The sequence below is a fragment of the Natronobacillus azotifigens genome (genome assembly GCF_026805325.1).
Taxonomy (GTDB): domain Bacteria; phylum Bacillota; class Bacilli; order Bacillales; family Amphibacillaceae; genus Natronobacillus; species Natronobacillus azotifigens.
Genome location: NZ_JAPRAT010000021.1, coordinates 55,145 through 69,763, shown reverse-complemented (window position 1 = coordinate 69,763; position 14,619 = coordinate 55,145). Strand labels below are relative to the sequence as shown.

12 protein-coding genes are annotated in these 14,619 nt (G+C 36.2%); 9 read left to right on the top strand and 3 right to left on the bottom strand.

Annotated elements, in window-relative coordinates; translation table 11 throughout:
• Positions 1–595 precede the first annotated feature (595 nt).
• The 3 genes from OWO01_RS11040 (at position 596) to wrbA (ending at position 4,732) form a co-directional block, all read left to right on the top strand.
• On the top strand, positions 596–2,284 hold the full coding sequence (locus tag OWO01_RS11040) for a methyl-accepting chemotaxis protein (protein ID WP_268780520.1): 1,689 nt from the start codon (positions 596–598) through the stop codon (positions 2,282–2,284).
• A gap of 983 nt (positions 2,285–3,267) precedes the next feature.
• Complete coding sequence (locus OWO01_RS11035; RefSeq protein ID WP_268780519.1) at positions 3,268–3,888, top strand: nitroreductase family protein; 621 nt, start codon at positions 3,268–3,270, stop codon at positions 3,886–3,888.
• 232 nt (positions 3,889–4,120) lie between these two features.
• Positions 4,121–4,732 carry an NAD(P)H:quinone oxidoreductase type IV gene (gene wrbA, locus OWO01_RS11030; protein ID WP_268780518.1) on the top strand — a complete coding sequence of 204 codons (612 nt, stop codon included), beginning with the start codon at positions 4,121–4,123 and terminating at the stop codon, positions 4,730–4,732.
• Between the two features lie 289 nt (positions 4,733–5,021).
• Here wrbA and OWO01_RS11025 read toward each other — a convergent pair whose 3' ends face one another.
• A complete protein-coding gene (locus OWO01_RS11025; RefSeq protein WP_268780517.1) occupies positions 5,022–5,660 on the bottom strand; it encodes a DUF1349 domain-containing protein in 639 nt (212 codons plus the stop codon).
• A gap of 373 nt (positions 5,661–6,033) precedes the next feature.
• On the opposite strand from OWO01_RS11025, the gene OWO01_RS11020 reads away from it, so the two are divergent.
• The 3 genes from OWO01_RS11020 to OWO01_RS11010 all read left to right on the top strand — a co-directional run bounded on the left by OWO01_RS11020 (position 6,034) and on the right by OWO01_RS11010 (position 8,073).
• Positions 6,034–6,327 (top strand): hypothetical protein, encoded by a 294-nt coding sequence (locus tag OWO01_RS11020; protein WP_268780516.1) that lies wholly within the window; start codon positions 6,034–6,036, stop codon positions 6,325–6,327.
• Between the two features lie 167 nt (positions 6,328–6,494).
• Entirely contained in the window at positions 6,495–7,214 is a 720-nt protein-coding gene (locus OWO01_RS11015; protein ID WP_268780515.1) for a hypothetical protein, read from the top strand.
• Positions 7,215–7,401: 187 nt separating this feature from the next.
• The gene (locus tag OWO01_RS11010) at positions 7,402–8,073 is read left to right on the top strand and encodes an HAD family hydrolase (protein ID WP_268780514.1); all 672 of its coding nucleotides are present in this window, start codon (positions 7,402–7,404) and stop codon (positions 8,071–8,073) included.
• Between the two features lie 333 nt (positions 8,074–8,406).
• Here the strand turns inward: OWO01_RS11010 and OWO01_RS11005 are convergent, their stop codons facing one another.
• Together OWO01_RS11005 and OWO01_RS11000 are read right to left on the bottom strand one after the other, a co-directional pair.
• Positions 8,407–10,701, bottom strand: coding sequence for a transketolase C-terminal domain-containing protein (locus OWO01_RS11005; protein WP_268780513.1), 2,295 nt, complete (start codon positions 10,699–10,701; stop codon positions 8,407–8,409).
• A gap of 3 nt (positions 10,702–10,704) precedes the next feature.
• On the bottom strand, positions 10,705–11,715 hold the full coding sequence (locus OWO01_RS11000) for a 2-oxoacid:acceptor oxidoreductase family protein (protein WP_268780512.1): 1,011 nt from the start codon (positions 11,713–11,715) through the stop codon (positions 10,705–10,707).
• A 435-nt stretch (positions 11,716–12,150) separates the two neighbouring features.
• Here OWO01_RS11000 and modA point away from each other — a divergent pair, with 435 nt between their 5' ends.
• The 3 genes from modA (at position 12,151) to OWO01_RS10985 (ending at position 14,383) form a co-directional block, all read left to right on the top strand.
• A complete protein-coding gene (gene modA / locus OWO01_RS10995) occupies positions 12,151–12,930 on the top strand; it encodes a molybdate ABC transporter substrate-binding protein (protein WP_268780511.1) in 780 nt (259 codons plus the stop codon).
• A gap of 94 nt (positions 12,931–13,024) precedes the next feature.
• Complete coding sequence (gene modB / locus OWO01_RS10990; RefSeq protein WP_268780510.1) at positions 13,025–13,699, top strand: molybdate ABC transporter permease subunit; 675 nt, start codon at positions 13,025–13,027, stop codon at positions 13,697–13,699.
• Between the two features lie 18 nt (positions 13,700–13,717).
• Positions 13,718–14,383, top strand: coding sequence for an ABC transporter ATP-binding protein (locus tag OWO01_RS10985; RefSeq protein WP_268780509.1), 666 nt, complete (start codon positions 13,718–13,720; stop codon positions 14,381–14,383).
• The last annotated feature ends 236 nt before the right edge of the window (positions 14,384–14,619 follow it).

The following is a 14,619-nucleotide window of genomic DNA, read 5'->3' as shown; positions in this document are numbered from 1 at the left end:
TACGTATAAATGATCATTTTTTAAGAGGACAGCTAGTATATGCATCAAAAAAGAAAGTGATCAAAAAATCATTGACACTACTATATCTCTGTCTCTACTATCATCTGATTATCTTTGTTGTACGTTTTGGCTGATATTTTGCAATCAAGTGTGGCTGGATTAGAGAGAATGGGTGAATCTGAAGGATAACCGATCAATGTATTGTTAGTTACTGGTAGCTCTAAATCAATAGTTACTTGCGGATCACTTCTGCGCGTATATCTCAGTTTTATGTATTCAATCTCTTGATCGGTATTGGATTCGATCATCAAACAATAATGATTGAATCCGCATTTTGATATGTTATCTATCAATTCTAACACTTACTATGACAGAACGATGCTGTACAGCGTTATTTAATCTTTACAAGGAGTCAATATGATCATATAATTAATATTATTCGACAAAAATGGACAATTTATTACATTGTGTGAAGGTATGCTTCGTTTATCATCATATACAGTCTTAGGCAGTCACATGGAACGGTTATCCATCTCTTTTTAGATAATCGATTCATATTTTAGGTTCGATAATCATACTACAAGGGGATGATAACATGAAAAAGATTCAGACAAAACTATTGATGGGTTTTTTATCAATAATTGGATTGTTTTCAATTGGAATGTTAATAATCGGATTGTTTCAAAGCAATATTAGAGAAGCTAATGAAGAGGGAAGGGTTGCTTCGAAAGAACAACTTATATCTATGGAATTAAGGGCAGTAATGCTAGAGAAAAATATAAGCTTACTTGATTATATTGTCTCAACCGATAATGAACATATAAATGATTATGAGAGTGCTGTTAATGAACAAAGTACACTTTTAGATGAACTAGAATTGTATATGGAATCAGATAACCAAATAGCTCTCTATCAAAACCTACAAGAGAGTATACATCAAATTGATGAAGCTTTCTTTAATGATCTTGTACCTGCAGTAGAAACAGGTAATATTGATCGTGCTATAGAAATTGATAGTACCATTATAGAAGAAACTGAAAGATCCATTGAATCTACCATTAATGATATTGTCGATATTGCTCAGCGAGACGCTTTATTAGCAGAAGAGCGGGAGGACTACCAGCTTTCGCAGTCTCGACTATATTCAATTCTAATACCTATTATTCTATTTATTGTTAGCATTCTTATTGCCTTGTTCATAGGTAGACAAATCTCTGAACCAATCAAAGCAAGTCAAACATTAAGCAATGAAATATCATCTGGAGTATTAAATGGAAAACAGTTAGATATAAAATCGAAGGATGAAGTTGGGCAACTAAGTGTTTCATTAAATATGATGCAGCAGAAATTGAAGGACATTATCACAAGAGTAGCAAAAAGCTCTGAAAATTTATCAGGACAAAGTGAAGAACTTGCTCAAACTGCTAATGAAGTTCAATCAAGTACAACTCAAATTGCAACAACCATGCAAGAATTAGCTTCTGGATCAGAATCACAAGCTTCTCATGCTAGTGATTTATCAGCAGTTATGGACGCGTTCGCTCGTAATGTAAATGAGGCAAATAAAAACGGCGAACATATTTCCATATCCTCAAAAAAGGTTTTAGATATAACAAAAGAAGGTAAAAGCTTCATGTCAACATCCATGAATCAAATGCAAAAAATTGATCAAATTGTGAATGAATCTGTACTTAAGGTTCAAGGGTTAGACTCACAGACACAGGAAATTAATAAATTGACCAAAGTCATCAATGATATTGCAGAGCAGACAAATTTACTTGCTTTGAATGCAGCTATTGAAGCAGCTCGGGCGGGAGAACATGGAAAAGGGTTTGCAGTTGTAGCAGATGAAGTTAGAAAGCTTGCTGAACAAGTAACTATGTCTGCTTCAGACATTACAGAGATTGTTACAACAATACAGTCGGAATCAAGTGTTGTCACCGATACATTACAGTCTGGATATAAACAAGTTGAGCAGGGAACAGAAGAGATGACAAAAACAAATGACAAATTTAATGAAATAAGTGAGTCGGTAACAGACATGGTGGGTAGTATAGACACCGTATCTACCAACTTGTTGACCATACTAGAGAGCAGTAAAGAAATGAATAGCAAAATCCAGGAGATTGCTGCAATTTCTCAGGAGTCTGCAGCTGGAGTGGAACAGGTTTCTGCTTCATCACAACAAACTAGTGTTTCAATGGAGGAAGTTGTAAGTAGCTCCGACGAATTGGCAAAGCTGTCAGAAGGCTTAAACGATATTATCCGTGAATTTAAACTATAAGATATCAAAAAAGTACTATAATTCTTGATTGTCTACTATTTGACGTTGGTGAAGAGAAATTTCCCTTTCATGACTTTGTGAAAGTGGGATTGACAATCACTGGCGTCTTTTCGATTTTTTATATAAGTTAGAGCGAAAAACAATCATTTTCGTAATGGGATTAGATTTAACTCGTAATCTAGCAATCTAAGGGGTTGAGTAATAACTTGATAGTTCTGGTAGGTTAACTACTTCAAACGTTACTATATAAGGCGCTATCCTACAGGGTAACGTATCTTTTTATTCTAACAAGGATTACCAACTAGATTAGAAGGATACGTTTTCATTAAATAATCCATCATAACTATATTTCACCATATTAAGAATCTCGAAAATTAGAGGTTTTCGTTCTAACTTTTGCGAGGCGGATCATTGAAAGCTCATTTGATAAAATCAATAATTTATTTTTTTTCGCTTGACTTAGCACATGAAAATAGTGTACTATGTAATTACCTTGAATTCGAGATAATAATTTTTGACAAACAGTGTTTTAAGAAATTCAAGACAACAAGCAAATAAAATATAGAAACACCGGACTTAGGGAGCATCGTATCAGATTAGGATCATTGAAAGAAGAGTACATAAAATGAATGATATGTTCCAAAGCACCATAATGCAATGGATAAAACATGTAGTGAATAAAATGAAAAAATAATGAAGGATTTTGAGTCATTAAAAGAGTTGAACATTCATATCCATAGTATAGAACTATTTTTTTAGTCATATATCTCGAATTCGTAATATCTGAATTCGTGATTTAACAAAAATAAGTGGCCGAAATGAGCTCGTCCCAACAGAACTGTTTGACTCTGTGGGGAGCTATCTAAGGCTTATCTATCCAGTTCCAGCTACTAATTATTACGAAAAGAGAGAAAATGCCCACTGATTGAAGTTTCACTTTATCACAATGTCCTTGTTGGTGGGAATGGAAAGGGGGAGTAAAGATGTCTGCGTTTAATCAGTTGATAAAAGAAAGGCGTTCAGCTAGTAATTTTTTACCTGACGTTCCAATTACAGAAACAGATTTAAATGAAATTTATAATTTAGTGAAATTAGGGCCTTCAGCATTTAATCTTCAACATACAAACTATGTAACAGTCCTAGATCCACAAGTTAAAGAAAGCTTACAAAAAGCTGCATACGGACAACATAAAGTATTGAATGCATCTGCTGTTACTATCGTATTGGGAGATAAAAAAGCTTTTGAACATGCTTCAGAGATCTACGAAAGTTTGAAGCTGTTAGGGATCGTAAATAAGCAAGAATTTGATTATATGGTTAACGATACTGTTTCGTTTTATCAGTCCAGAGGTCAGGAATTCATAAGAGATGAAGCGATAAGAAATGCATCCTTATCAGCCATGTTATTTATGCTAGCTGCGAAAGAAAAAGGCTGGGATACTTGCCCAATGATTGGTTTTGATCCTAAAGCTGTTAAAGAAGTTTTGCATTTAGGTGATCATTATGAAGTAGTCATGATGATTACAATCGGTAAAGAAAAGGTGGAGAGTAGAAAACCACGTGGTTATCGAAGACCAGTTAGTGAATTTGTCACATACATTTAAAAACAGTTGTAAAGGAAAAATGGTGAAAAAGACAATCCGCATAACTTGAAATAGAGAAAAGGAAAGGATAGGTGAACAGTGTGCTTTGCAACACAAGATAAAGAACATTTGAACACGGAAGATGGCTATCTTTAGTGGAGGTGGTTCTTATTGGAATAAATTAATCAATAAAGGAGAGATTAATATGAGCATATTAAAAAAAATATTTAAAATAAAAAAGGAGTCGAATGAAATGTCAAACGTTAAATTAGCAGTTATCTATTACAGCATGGGTGGAACAAACTATCAATTATCAAAATGGGCAGAAGAAGGTGCGAAAGAAGTTGGTGCTGAAGTAAAAGTATTGAAAGTGCCTGAGCTTGCTCCACAACATGTCATTGATGAAAATGAAGGTTGGAAAGCACATGTGGAAGCAACAAAAGATGTACCTGAAGTAACATTAGATGATCTTGAATGGGCAGATGCAATTATTTTCAGTGTACCAACACGTTATGGAAATATGCCTGCACAAATGAAACAATTTTTAGATACAACTGGTGGTTTATGGTTTAACGGAAAGCTTATTAACAAAGTAGTAAGTGCCATGAGTTCTGCACAAAATCCACACGGTGGGCAAGAATCAACGATCTTAGGCCTATACACGACCATGCATCACTGGGGTGCCTTAATTGCATCACCTGGTTACACTGATCCCGTTCAATTTACTTCTGGAGGAAATCCATACGGAGTTAGTGTAACCGTAGGTCAAGATGGAAAAATGCTTGAAGACGTACATGCAGCAGTTAAACATCAAGCGAAGCGAACAGTTACTATAGCTGAATGGGTGAAAAAAGCAAATCAATAATAAAAAATGAGCCAATCACAGTATATTTGATTGGCTCATTTTTAATTAACTACAGGAATGTTCTTGTTTAAAGTTAGTTTTGAAGAAGAGTGGTATGGAAATGTTCGTAAGGAAACCACAACGAATTAGTGCTTCATAGATTTAAACTTCAAAAGTACAAGCAAATTAAAGGTATTTCACTGTTTATCCCGGAGCAACCCTCCGTAAGACTCCTACTTCAAAACAACGAGAACGTTTAGTTGCTTAAGTGGGGGAAGTACCTAAAACCCCCACTGATTGAAGTTTCACTTTATAAATAAGCTTCTTCTGGATCATTAGTAAGCTCTTCTATTTTAAGAAAATCGAAATGAACTTCTTGTTTTTCGCCTTGTGGACTGCATGCATAAACACCTACTAACATATTGGCATCTTGTGGAATGTCTAAGTGTGCAATTCTAATTTGATTCCAATTAGCTCCGTCCCACGAAAAATCAACATAGCAATTTTGTTCTATTTTTGAGATTCGATAGTATATTTGCAAATCGTTAGCTTCTACATATTGCGTTGACCAATCGGAATAGCCTCTATTTGTAACAACTGCTCCCAATTTACTTAATTTAGATGGTATATACTCCAATGAAGTCTTCACCCAGACATCTTCTGAAAAGCGAATCATCAAACCAGCTTGGTCATATTTTGATTTTGGTGATACTTCAACTTTCGTTTCCATCCGGAAATTTTTTTTCGTTTTTGTATACAAAAAATGTCCATTGTCCACCTGAAAACCATAATGAGTTTTTTGCCAGTAATCAGTGTTTCTATCAGTTTCCAAAACAAGTTTAGAAGATGTTTTGTCTATATACCACATGTTGGGCTCACATCGCCACTCCAACAAATGGTTTAAACTTTCACTCTCAAATGTTTCATTTAAAATGTATGGTTGTGTCACATCATTTCCCCCTCTAAAATAATTTTGTAATCATACTTAAATAACGTGCTGTTTTCTTATAACGAAAAATAATAAATTTTTAACTAAACCTTCCTAAATAGAAAGGGAGAACAGTAATACTAGCTCTTTAGAAGTAATAATTTATTTAATTATAAGAAAAGTACTTGCATTTTATAATACGTGAAATTACCATTATATTCAACAAAAATCCAATATTAACCCAACGGAATATTTTTTTAAAATGGAAACTTCAGCAATTGATAGGGAGAATAGTGAAAACATATTATGAGGAATTTTTAAAAAAGTATTGTCGTCTGTCTAATTGGATCTACTAGACAGTAAGAATTCCAAGTAAAGAAACAGATGGGACATTTTGTTTTCCAACCTAATTTATGGCGCGATGTTAGATAACCTTGATTTGTCTAAAGAATTCTACTATCTGGAAATATCTGATATACTGAAATGGCATATTGAAGCATACGTGAAAGATAGGAATGAGCTATATCTAACATTAACTGCTTTGTATTGTCTAATTTTTGTTGGAAGTGTGCTGAACATGAATCTTTTGTTATGTTCACGTTTACGTCAAAAGGAGGAAGACAATATCGTAAATAACCAAAGTCAATTCGGTGGAACATATGTTGATCTTAGGGATGGCGGCACGTAGAGGTAGAATCGTATGCGATACTATTTTGAAAGATAATTTCTAAAAAAATTTACATGGAGAAGGCCCAAAAAGAACCGAAGCAACGGATAAAGTACTTGAGTATTTATAATAAATGATGATTAGATAATGGGGGAGAGTTTCCCTCTTTTAAAGAAAGAGGTGATTATGTGCGGAAGATAGCGATACAGGGTTTGCTACTTCTTTTTGTTATGGTCTTATTTGTGCTCGTATATTATGGTTTTTTTACTTATCCGAAATATAGCGGAAAAGCACAATTCATTCCTTTTCCAATCATTTCTATTTTTATGCTCGTGTTATTTCTTGTAGTTTTTTTCTATGGGAAGTATCTTTTGAATGTGAAAATAATACATAGGATAGGCCTTTCCGTTAGTGTTGTTGTGCTCTTTCTCCTCATCTCTATATACATTGATTATAAGTATAGCCACGTTTTGGAGCATTATTATCAAAGGTTTCCCTATACGAATCTGCTTCATTTGTCCGAGTATAGTAAACAACCTGGAAATTTTATGACTGTAAACCAAAGTTTGAAAAAAGATGGGATACAAGTACATTCGCTGGTGGAAGGGAATACTGATAATTTAGATTCCGAGATACAGGGTACTTCTTTTTCACAAATGATCTATTACGTAAATGAGGCATTCTATGTTATTTTTGATTGGAAAAAAGAAATAGTAGTTACTAGTGTAGATAGGTCAGAACTGCCTACACTTATGTCAAACAAGTTAGATGAAAAGGGAAGTATCATTTATTATGAAGGAAACTTTGTTACGTTTAGGGATGAGTTAGGAGAAACGACAAAGTATAAAATTGTCCCAGTAGATAATGATTTTGATTTTGTAGATTTATCCCGGAGCAACCGTCCGTAAAACCCCCACTTCCAAACAACGAGAATATTAAGTTGATTACGTGGGAGTAACGGAGGCTAGCACTCCGAATGGTAGGTCAACCTTTAGTGCTAACAATCAGTGGGAGAATACCTAAAACCTCCACTGATAGAAGTTTCACTTTATATAAAAAGCACTCGTTATAAAAATATTTCAAGGAGATGGAAGGATGATATTTTTTGATATTGATGCAACTATACTTGACCATGAAAAAGCAGAGAAATTGGGAGCCCTTGCGTTCCTAAAAGACAATTATGATGAATTGAAACTTGATTCATCTGAGTTTACAAAACGATGGGAAGAGTTATCAGACAAATATTTTGAAAAGTACTTATCAAAAGAACTTTCCTTTCAAGAACAACGAAGAATGAGAATGAAAGAGTTGTTTGGTAGTCATTTAAGTGAAGGACAAGCGGACGATAAATTCGATGATTATTTAGCGTTCTATCGAGGGAACTGGTCAGTTTTTGAAGATGTAGTTCCTTGTTTAGAATATTTAAAGAAGCAGGGGAAAAGGATGGGAGTAATTAGTAATGGGGATTACCAACAGCAAGTGGAGAAGTTGCATAAGATAAATATAATTCAATATTTTGACTGTATCATTACTTCTAGCGAAATTGGTGTAGCCAAGCCTAATGCAACCATCTTTACGGAAGCTTGTAGGATAGCAGATGTGCCCATTCATGAAAGTTATTATATAGGTGATAGACTAGAGACGGATGCTATTGGTAGTAAGAATGCAGGTATGCAGGGAATATGGTTAAATCGAAAGGATAAAACGGTTCATTCGGATGTTCTTGTTCTACATGATCTTAGTGAGTTGCGTCGGTTAATTACGTAACTTGCTAGTAATGACTTGCAGATGCTTGCTTGGAAGGTTTGTTGCTAACCTTACAGAGCAATAGGTCTATGTACTGGTTCTGCTTGGGGTAACCATATAGATGAAGTTGATCAGCTCGATCTTCTTCGTTCACCCACAGGTATGTGAGTATACAAGCTTTTATCCCGGAGTAACCGTCCGTAAGACTCCCACTTCCAAATAACGAGAATATCAAGTTGCTTAAGTGGGAGTAACGGATGATAGCACCCCGAAGGCTTCAAGGGCCTTTAGGGCTAACAATCAGTGGGGTAATACCTAAAAATCCCCACTGATTGAAGTTTCACTTATGTTGATTCACAGTTCATCCATTTCATGCATTATTTTTAGTTTTTTCCATCTTTTTTCTACCTCTTTTTCAAATACTGAAAGTAAAGGCTTGTTCGAATCCTTCAACAAATGCTTTGCTTTTCCCATATAACGAAGCCAGCTTTCAAGAGGGATTTTCTCCCCTTTTTCTTCAGGATTGTAAGTGATTGTTGTGCAACCATTTTCTATCTCGTACAGCGGGAAAAAACAAGAATTAACAGCAGCCTCCATAATCTTGGTTCCATACTGTTCTTCAGTGCGCCAATTCAGAGGACATGTCATTAGCAGTTTCCCATAAACTGTTCCGATATTTTGAGCATACCATTGTGCTTTTGCAGCCTTTTTAATTAAATCACCGGGGAATGCTTCTGATCCAGTAAAGACATATGGCATGTTCGTAGCGGCCATAATCTGAACTGTATCTTTATGATGCATATTTTTTCCGTGTTGAGCTCGCCCAATGTTACTGGTGCTCGTCAAATGTCCGATTGGAGTAGAATAAGACATTTGCGCACCTGTATTCATATAACCTTCATTATCATATTCAAGCATGATTAATCGATGGTTCCGGAGCGAGGTCCCAATTGCGGAACCCATTCCAATATCCATTCCTCCATCACCTGTAATCATAATAAAAGTTACTTCATCCGAAATGTCAATCTCTCCACGTGCTTTTAGCTTGTTGTAAGCTTCTAGCGTCCCAGATAAAGTGGCAGGCCCATTTTGAAAAAGATTGTGAATCATTGTTTGCTTATGAGAAGTGTGAGGGTAACCTGTTGTTACGACATATGCACAGCCAGTTTGAAACAAAACAACAATATCCCCTTCAATTCCTTTGAAAAAAAGCTCAAGACCAGATAAAATACCACAACCGGGGCACGCACCGTGACCAGGAGTAAAACGCTTTGGTTTTTCCGTTAGTGAGCGTAAAGATGGTATCTTTACATCAATTTTATTTCGGTTTTCACCTTCAGATATTTTGAATAGCCCAGTTTTAAACACATCACCATGTTGTGGTTCAATGATAGGTTTTAATACTTGATTTGTCGTCCCTGGATAATGCCCATAATAGTCGAACGGTTTTGCAATCTGATTGGTATCATGTGCTTCCATTGCTTCAAAAAAGAACTGTTTCGCATCATCCGGGTAGAAATCTTTTCCTCCTAGTCCAAATACGCGACTAATTACTTGGGTGTTATTTTGTCGATCTTCTTGTAACGCTGATTTTACTTCATGCGTCACATTTGGTCCATGAGCTCCATAGGAATCTGCTCTTTCACCGATTAATAATACACTTACTTTTTTTAGAGACTTGCGAATGGCTGCTGCGGGGAACGGTCTTATTATATTTGGGCTGATCACACCAGCTTTAATCCCTTGTGATCTCAAATGATCTGCTACGTCTTTCGCTGTTTCAGCAGCAGAATTTAATAAAAATAGTGCTATTTCAGCGTCTTCCATGAAATACAAATCTAGCAATGGGTAATTGCGCTGCGATAAAGCACGATATTCCTCCGCTATTTCTAAAAAGACATCTTCTGCTTGATATAATGCTTCTGACTGTTGATAATGATTGTTTAGTAAGTCATCACCATTCATATGTGCCCCAATCGTTACCGGTTTCTTCGGATCTCTTACGAAAGCATAGTCTGTGGAACAAGGGCCGACAAAATCTTGAACAGTTTGCTTATCTTTAAAATAATTTACTTTTCTTTTCTGGTGCGAGGTAAAAAAACCGTCATATGCGACAATAACTGGTAATCGTACCCGGCTATCTTCTGCAATTTTCAAGGCAAGAATATTCATATCATAAACTGCTTGTGGTGTCCGTGCCATTAGAATGATCCACCCGGTATTAAGGGCATAATATAAATCAGAATGATCTCCTCTAATGTCTAGCGGGCCACTAATGGAACGTGTGACCAGGTTCATTACCATCGGAAAACGTGTTCCTGACTGGACAGGTAGTTGCTCTAACATATACATAAACCCATTTGCACTAGTAGCATTTATTACCCGCGCACCTGTTAAAGCCGCTCCATAGCAAATCCCAGCTGAACCGTGTTCCCCATCTGCTGGAATTAGTTCAATATCGTGTTCTCCCTTTGCTTTCATTTGATCTAAGTATTGGGCGACTTCCGTGGAAGGTGTGATAGGGAAATAACCCATAATATGATAGTTGATTTGAGCCGCAGCCATTGCAGCCATTTTGTTACCTGATTCAAAAGTAGTGACCTGTTGGACAATCGGATCAAGTACTTTATCTTCTTTCAAAGTCTTCATCTTTTATTCCCCTCCTTTTATTAGTGGAAAAGCGATCTGAGCTTGTGACTCTCGGATAGCTTGATCAGATTCCTTCACTTTTCTAAGTGCATTCGATGGACAGGCCTCCACACATTTGAGACATCCTTTGCAATATTGATAGTCTATTCCTTTTAAGAGCATTCTTTTCTTTCCTCGTTTACTTATTCGTTCTTCCCATACAAAACAAAAATCGGGACAAACATAATCACATGCGGCACAGTTGATACAACTTTCTTTTTCTAATGCTGGGACAAACCCTTGACGAGAGCTGGCAAGATCCTTTAACAGACTATTTCCTTGTCCTGAAATGATTCCACCAATTTCTTGTGTTAAATAACCTAATTCAGGTTGCTCTTGAATAAATGAGTTTGTTTTTTCCGTCTCAGTATCTTCAACAGTGTGAATCGTCACTTCCTGATAGCCACGATCAAATGTTTTGATATTTGCATCGACAAGGTGAGGATTTTTTCTTTCAAATGTTTTTCGAATCGTTTGTCGCATATCCTCAGGGTTTAAAAAATCACAAATTCTAAATAGAGCTCCTAACATTGCTGTATTTACCCGTGTTTTTTCTTTTATTGCAATCTGTAGCGCATTAATTATTGCTATTTTTCCATTTGGTAAGTCAGTGAACTGCGATAGTTGTTCAATCGATTTCGATGAATTGATTAAGACGGTCCCTCCTGTTCTTAAACCGCTAAGTACAGGTGTAGTCTTAAACAAAGCTTCATGAAAGACCCCAATAACATCTGGTTCTTCAATGGGGCTGTGTGACCTAATTTCTGTTTGGCTATCACCAAACAATACAAAGCTCTTAACTGGGGAGCCTTTTTTTTCAGATCCATAGGATGAAAAATTAACTCCGTTTAATCCGGAACCTAGTACACCAGCTTCAGCTAACATTTTTCCAGCTAAATTAGCGCCTAATCCTCCGATTGACTCTAGACGAATACTGAAATAACCGAGTTCATTCGTTACAGGTAATGTTGTCATTGTACCCCTCCGTAGTAATTTTTTTATATATATTTTGAATATTATGAAAATTCTAATAATTAATATTTCTAAGTATAGTTATTTGAAACCTAGTTTTCAGTGATGTTAGTCACAATTTTCCATTTTTTTATTTAGAATTTACGCTTTTCTTGACCTAATTGTCCGACATGCTCAAACAACAAAAAGGTGAGAAGCGCAAATTTTTTTCGTCAATGTAACGATGAAGTTTGAATAGATTGATTGATCGATGAATCTATTAGATAGTCCGGTTGCTTCGGGATAGTAGTGAATGGAGGGCACAAAAAATATACACGATTCTGATTCTGAATATTCAGACAATACATTTACAAATGAAGCTTCAACCGCTATAATCGTTCTAAATATTATTCCGATATTTGTAAAACAAAACAATCAGTAGCGAGAGGAAGTGGTTGAGTGAAAAAAATCTGGTTATCGATAGCTTTCGTTTTGGTTTTTTTTGTTTCATGTAGTACGAATGCAGTGGATGAAGGCAAGGAAGTAGAATTAATCATTTCTGCTGCGGCTAGTTTAATGGGGGTGATGGAAGAAATAAAGAATGATTTTGAAACAATCCATGACGACATTTTACTAACATTCAATTTTGCTGGTTCAGGAAGCCTAGCGCAACAAATTCAAAGTGGTGCGCCAGTTGACCTTTATATTTCAGCAAATCAAGAGTGGATGAACACACTTGCAGACAACGAATGGATCCAACCGGACTCACGTATCAATGTTGCTCATAATCAAATTGTTTTGGTGAAAAAAAGCAAGCTAGATTATGAGTCGTCAATGACCTTTGTTGGTTTATCCGAAATAGAAGAATTACAAATAGCAATCGGTGATCCAGCAACGGTCTCGGCAGGTTTTTTTGCAAAACAAGTTTTTGAAGAGCTGGGAATATGGACGAATTTAAAAGACAAACTTGTATATGGAAAAGATGTTCAACAAGTAAGAACATATGTGGAAACAGATAGCGTTGATTACGGGGTATTGTTTCTTAGCGATACAATAGTGACTGATGAGATTGAGGTGCTTGACGTTGCATTATCAAGCTGGCATGATCCGATTGTTTATCCGGCGGCGATCACGTCACATACGGAAAACGTGGAGGCAGCAAGAACTTTTTTAAACTTTATTGCTAGTGAAGCAATTGAAGACGTATGGATTGAATATGGATTCAACCAAAAGCACTAACCTAATGTTGGTGGTAGAATTCTGAAGAGGAGGGACGGTATGATGAAATATTTTGAAGAAATAGACAAACTAGTAAAACGATTAGCCGGAAAACATGTCGTTTGAACCGCTTTTTTTATCTCTGCGCGTCTCCGCGATTGCAACTGTCTTTGTTTTCTTCCTGGGAATGTTCACAGCCCGATTATTTAGTAAACGAGATTTTTACGGGAAAGCCTTTTTAGAATCTTTTATTCTATTACCTATTGTTTTACCACCAACTGTAGTCGGATTCATTCTGCTCTATTTGTTTAATCGGAATGGATTGATTGGCAATCTACTAAGTAATTGGTTTGGTATCGAGGTTGTTTTTCATTGGATGGGTGCATTGATTGCTGCCATCGTTGTTGCATTTCCGTTAATGTATCAGAGTGCTTGTGCAGCGTTTACTAGCTACGACCAGAAACTAGAGAGTGTTGCGTTAACAATGGGCGTATCAAGATCTAAAACGTTTTGGACGATATCGTTTCCATTGGCTTGGCCCGGTTTGTTAGCAGGTTTGGTTCTTACTTTTGCTCGTTCTATCGGTGAATTTGGTGCTACGTTAATGCTTGCAGGTTATATACCAGGGCGAACGGATACTGTGCCAATGACGATTTATTTTGCTGTTCAATCGGGAAACAATCGTTTGGCTGCCTTTTGGGCTATCGTTCTCATTATTCTTGGTTATAGCGCCGTATTATGGTTAAACCATTGGAGTAAAAAAAGCATGACGAAATACAAAAGAAAATAGACCGGAGGAGGGATGTTTATGTTACTACTTAAATTATTCAAACAGCTGGAACAATTTAACTTAGATGTTGAAGTGCAGATTGAAAAAGAAATATGTGTCTTGTATGGCCCGTCAGGATCGGGGAAAACAACAGTGCTCAATTGTATTGCTGGTTTAGATCATCCGGATAAAGGATTCATTCAGTTGAATGACCTGCTATTTTATCCATGCAAAAAGCGATCATTACCTATACGTGAGCGGGAGGTGGGGTATTTATTTCAAGATTATGCACTTTTTCCTCATATGACCGTATTGAAAAATGTTAGGTATGGTGCAAAGCAAGAACAGTTGGTAATGGAGATTCTCGATACCCTTGAAATAGATCAGTTGAAAGATAAATATCCCCACCAGATTTCCGGTGGAGAACAACAACGGGTAGCATTAGCGCGTGCGTTAGTAACAGAACCGAAAATATTATTACTTGACGAGCCATTTTCAAATCTAGATCAACAGTTAAAAAAAGAGTGCTATCGTTTCTTGTTGCATCTCTATCATATTTGGGCAATTCCTGTTTTACTTGTTACGCATGATTATGAAGAAGCGAGAAGTCTCGGTCATTACATTCTTCATATTGATCAAGGAAAGATAACGAAACGAGAAAAAGTAGTCGAAAAAATTAAGAGAAAAGATAAAATTATAACATAATTGAACAATTAACTGAATGTTCATAACTGACTCTAGAAGATTTAGTTCGGAACAGCCGTCGATAAGACGCCCACTTTAAAATAGTGAGAAGGTCAAAGAAGTTTACGAGGATTCACTCAAAGCTTTTCTCCCGAACATTTCTCTACAAGTAGCCGAAATAACAATAGGGTCTGATGGTTGATTCCCAATAAGTAAATGACAGATGACTATGAATGGTCATCTGTCATTTTGTTTGT

What these genes read in the sequence shown, in the direction of transcription:
- OWO01_RS11040 (WP_268780520.1), top strand. Translation starts at nt 596, where the DNA reads ATGAAAAAGATTCAGACAAAACTATTGATGGGTTTTTTATCAATAATT.
- OWO01_RS11035 (WP_268780519.1), top strand. Translation starts at nt 3,268, where the DNA reads ATGTCTGCGTTTAATCAGTTGATAAAAGAAAGGCGTTCAGCTAGTAAT.
- OWO01_RS10985 (WP_268780509.1), top strand. Translation starts at nt 13,718, where the DNA reads ATGTTACTACTTAAATTATTCAAACAGCTGGAACAATTTAACTTAGAT.
- OWO01_RS11000 (WP_268780512.1), bottom strand. Translation starts at nt 11,715, where the DNA reads ATGACAACATTACCTGTAACGAATGAACTCGGTTATTTCAGTATTCGT.
- OWO01_RS11005 (WP_268780513.1), bottom strand. Translation starts at nt 10,701, where the DNA reads ATGAAGACTTTGAAAGAAGATAAAGTACTTGATCCGATTGTCCAACAG.
- modB (WP_268780510.1), top strand. Translation starts at nt 13,025, where the DNA reads ATGTCGTTTGAACCGCTTTTTTTATCTCTGCGCGTCTCCGCGATTGCA.
- wrbA (WP_268780518.1), top strand. Translation starts at nt 4,121, where the DNA reads ATGTCAAACGTTAAATTAGCAGTTATCTATTACAGCATGGGTGGAACA.
- OWO01_RS11010 (WP_268780514.1), top strand. Translation starts at nt 7,402, where the DNA reads ATGATATTTTTTGATATTGATGCAACTATACTTGACCATGAAAAAGCA.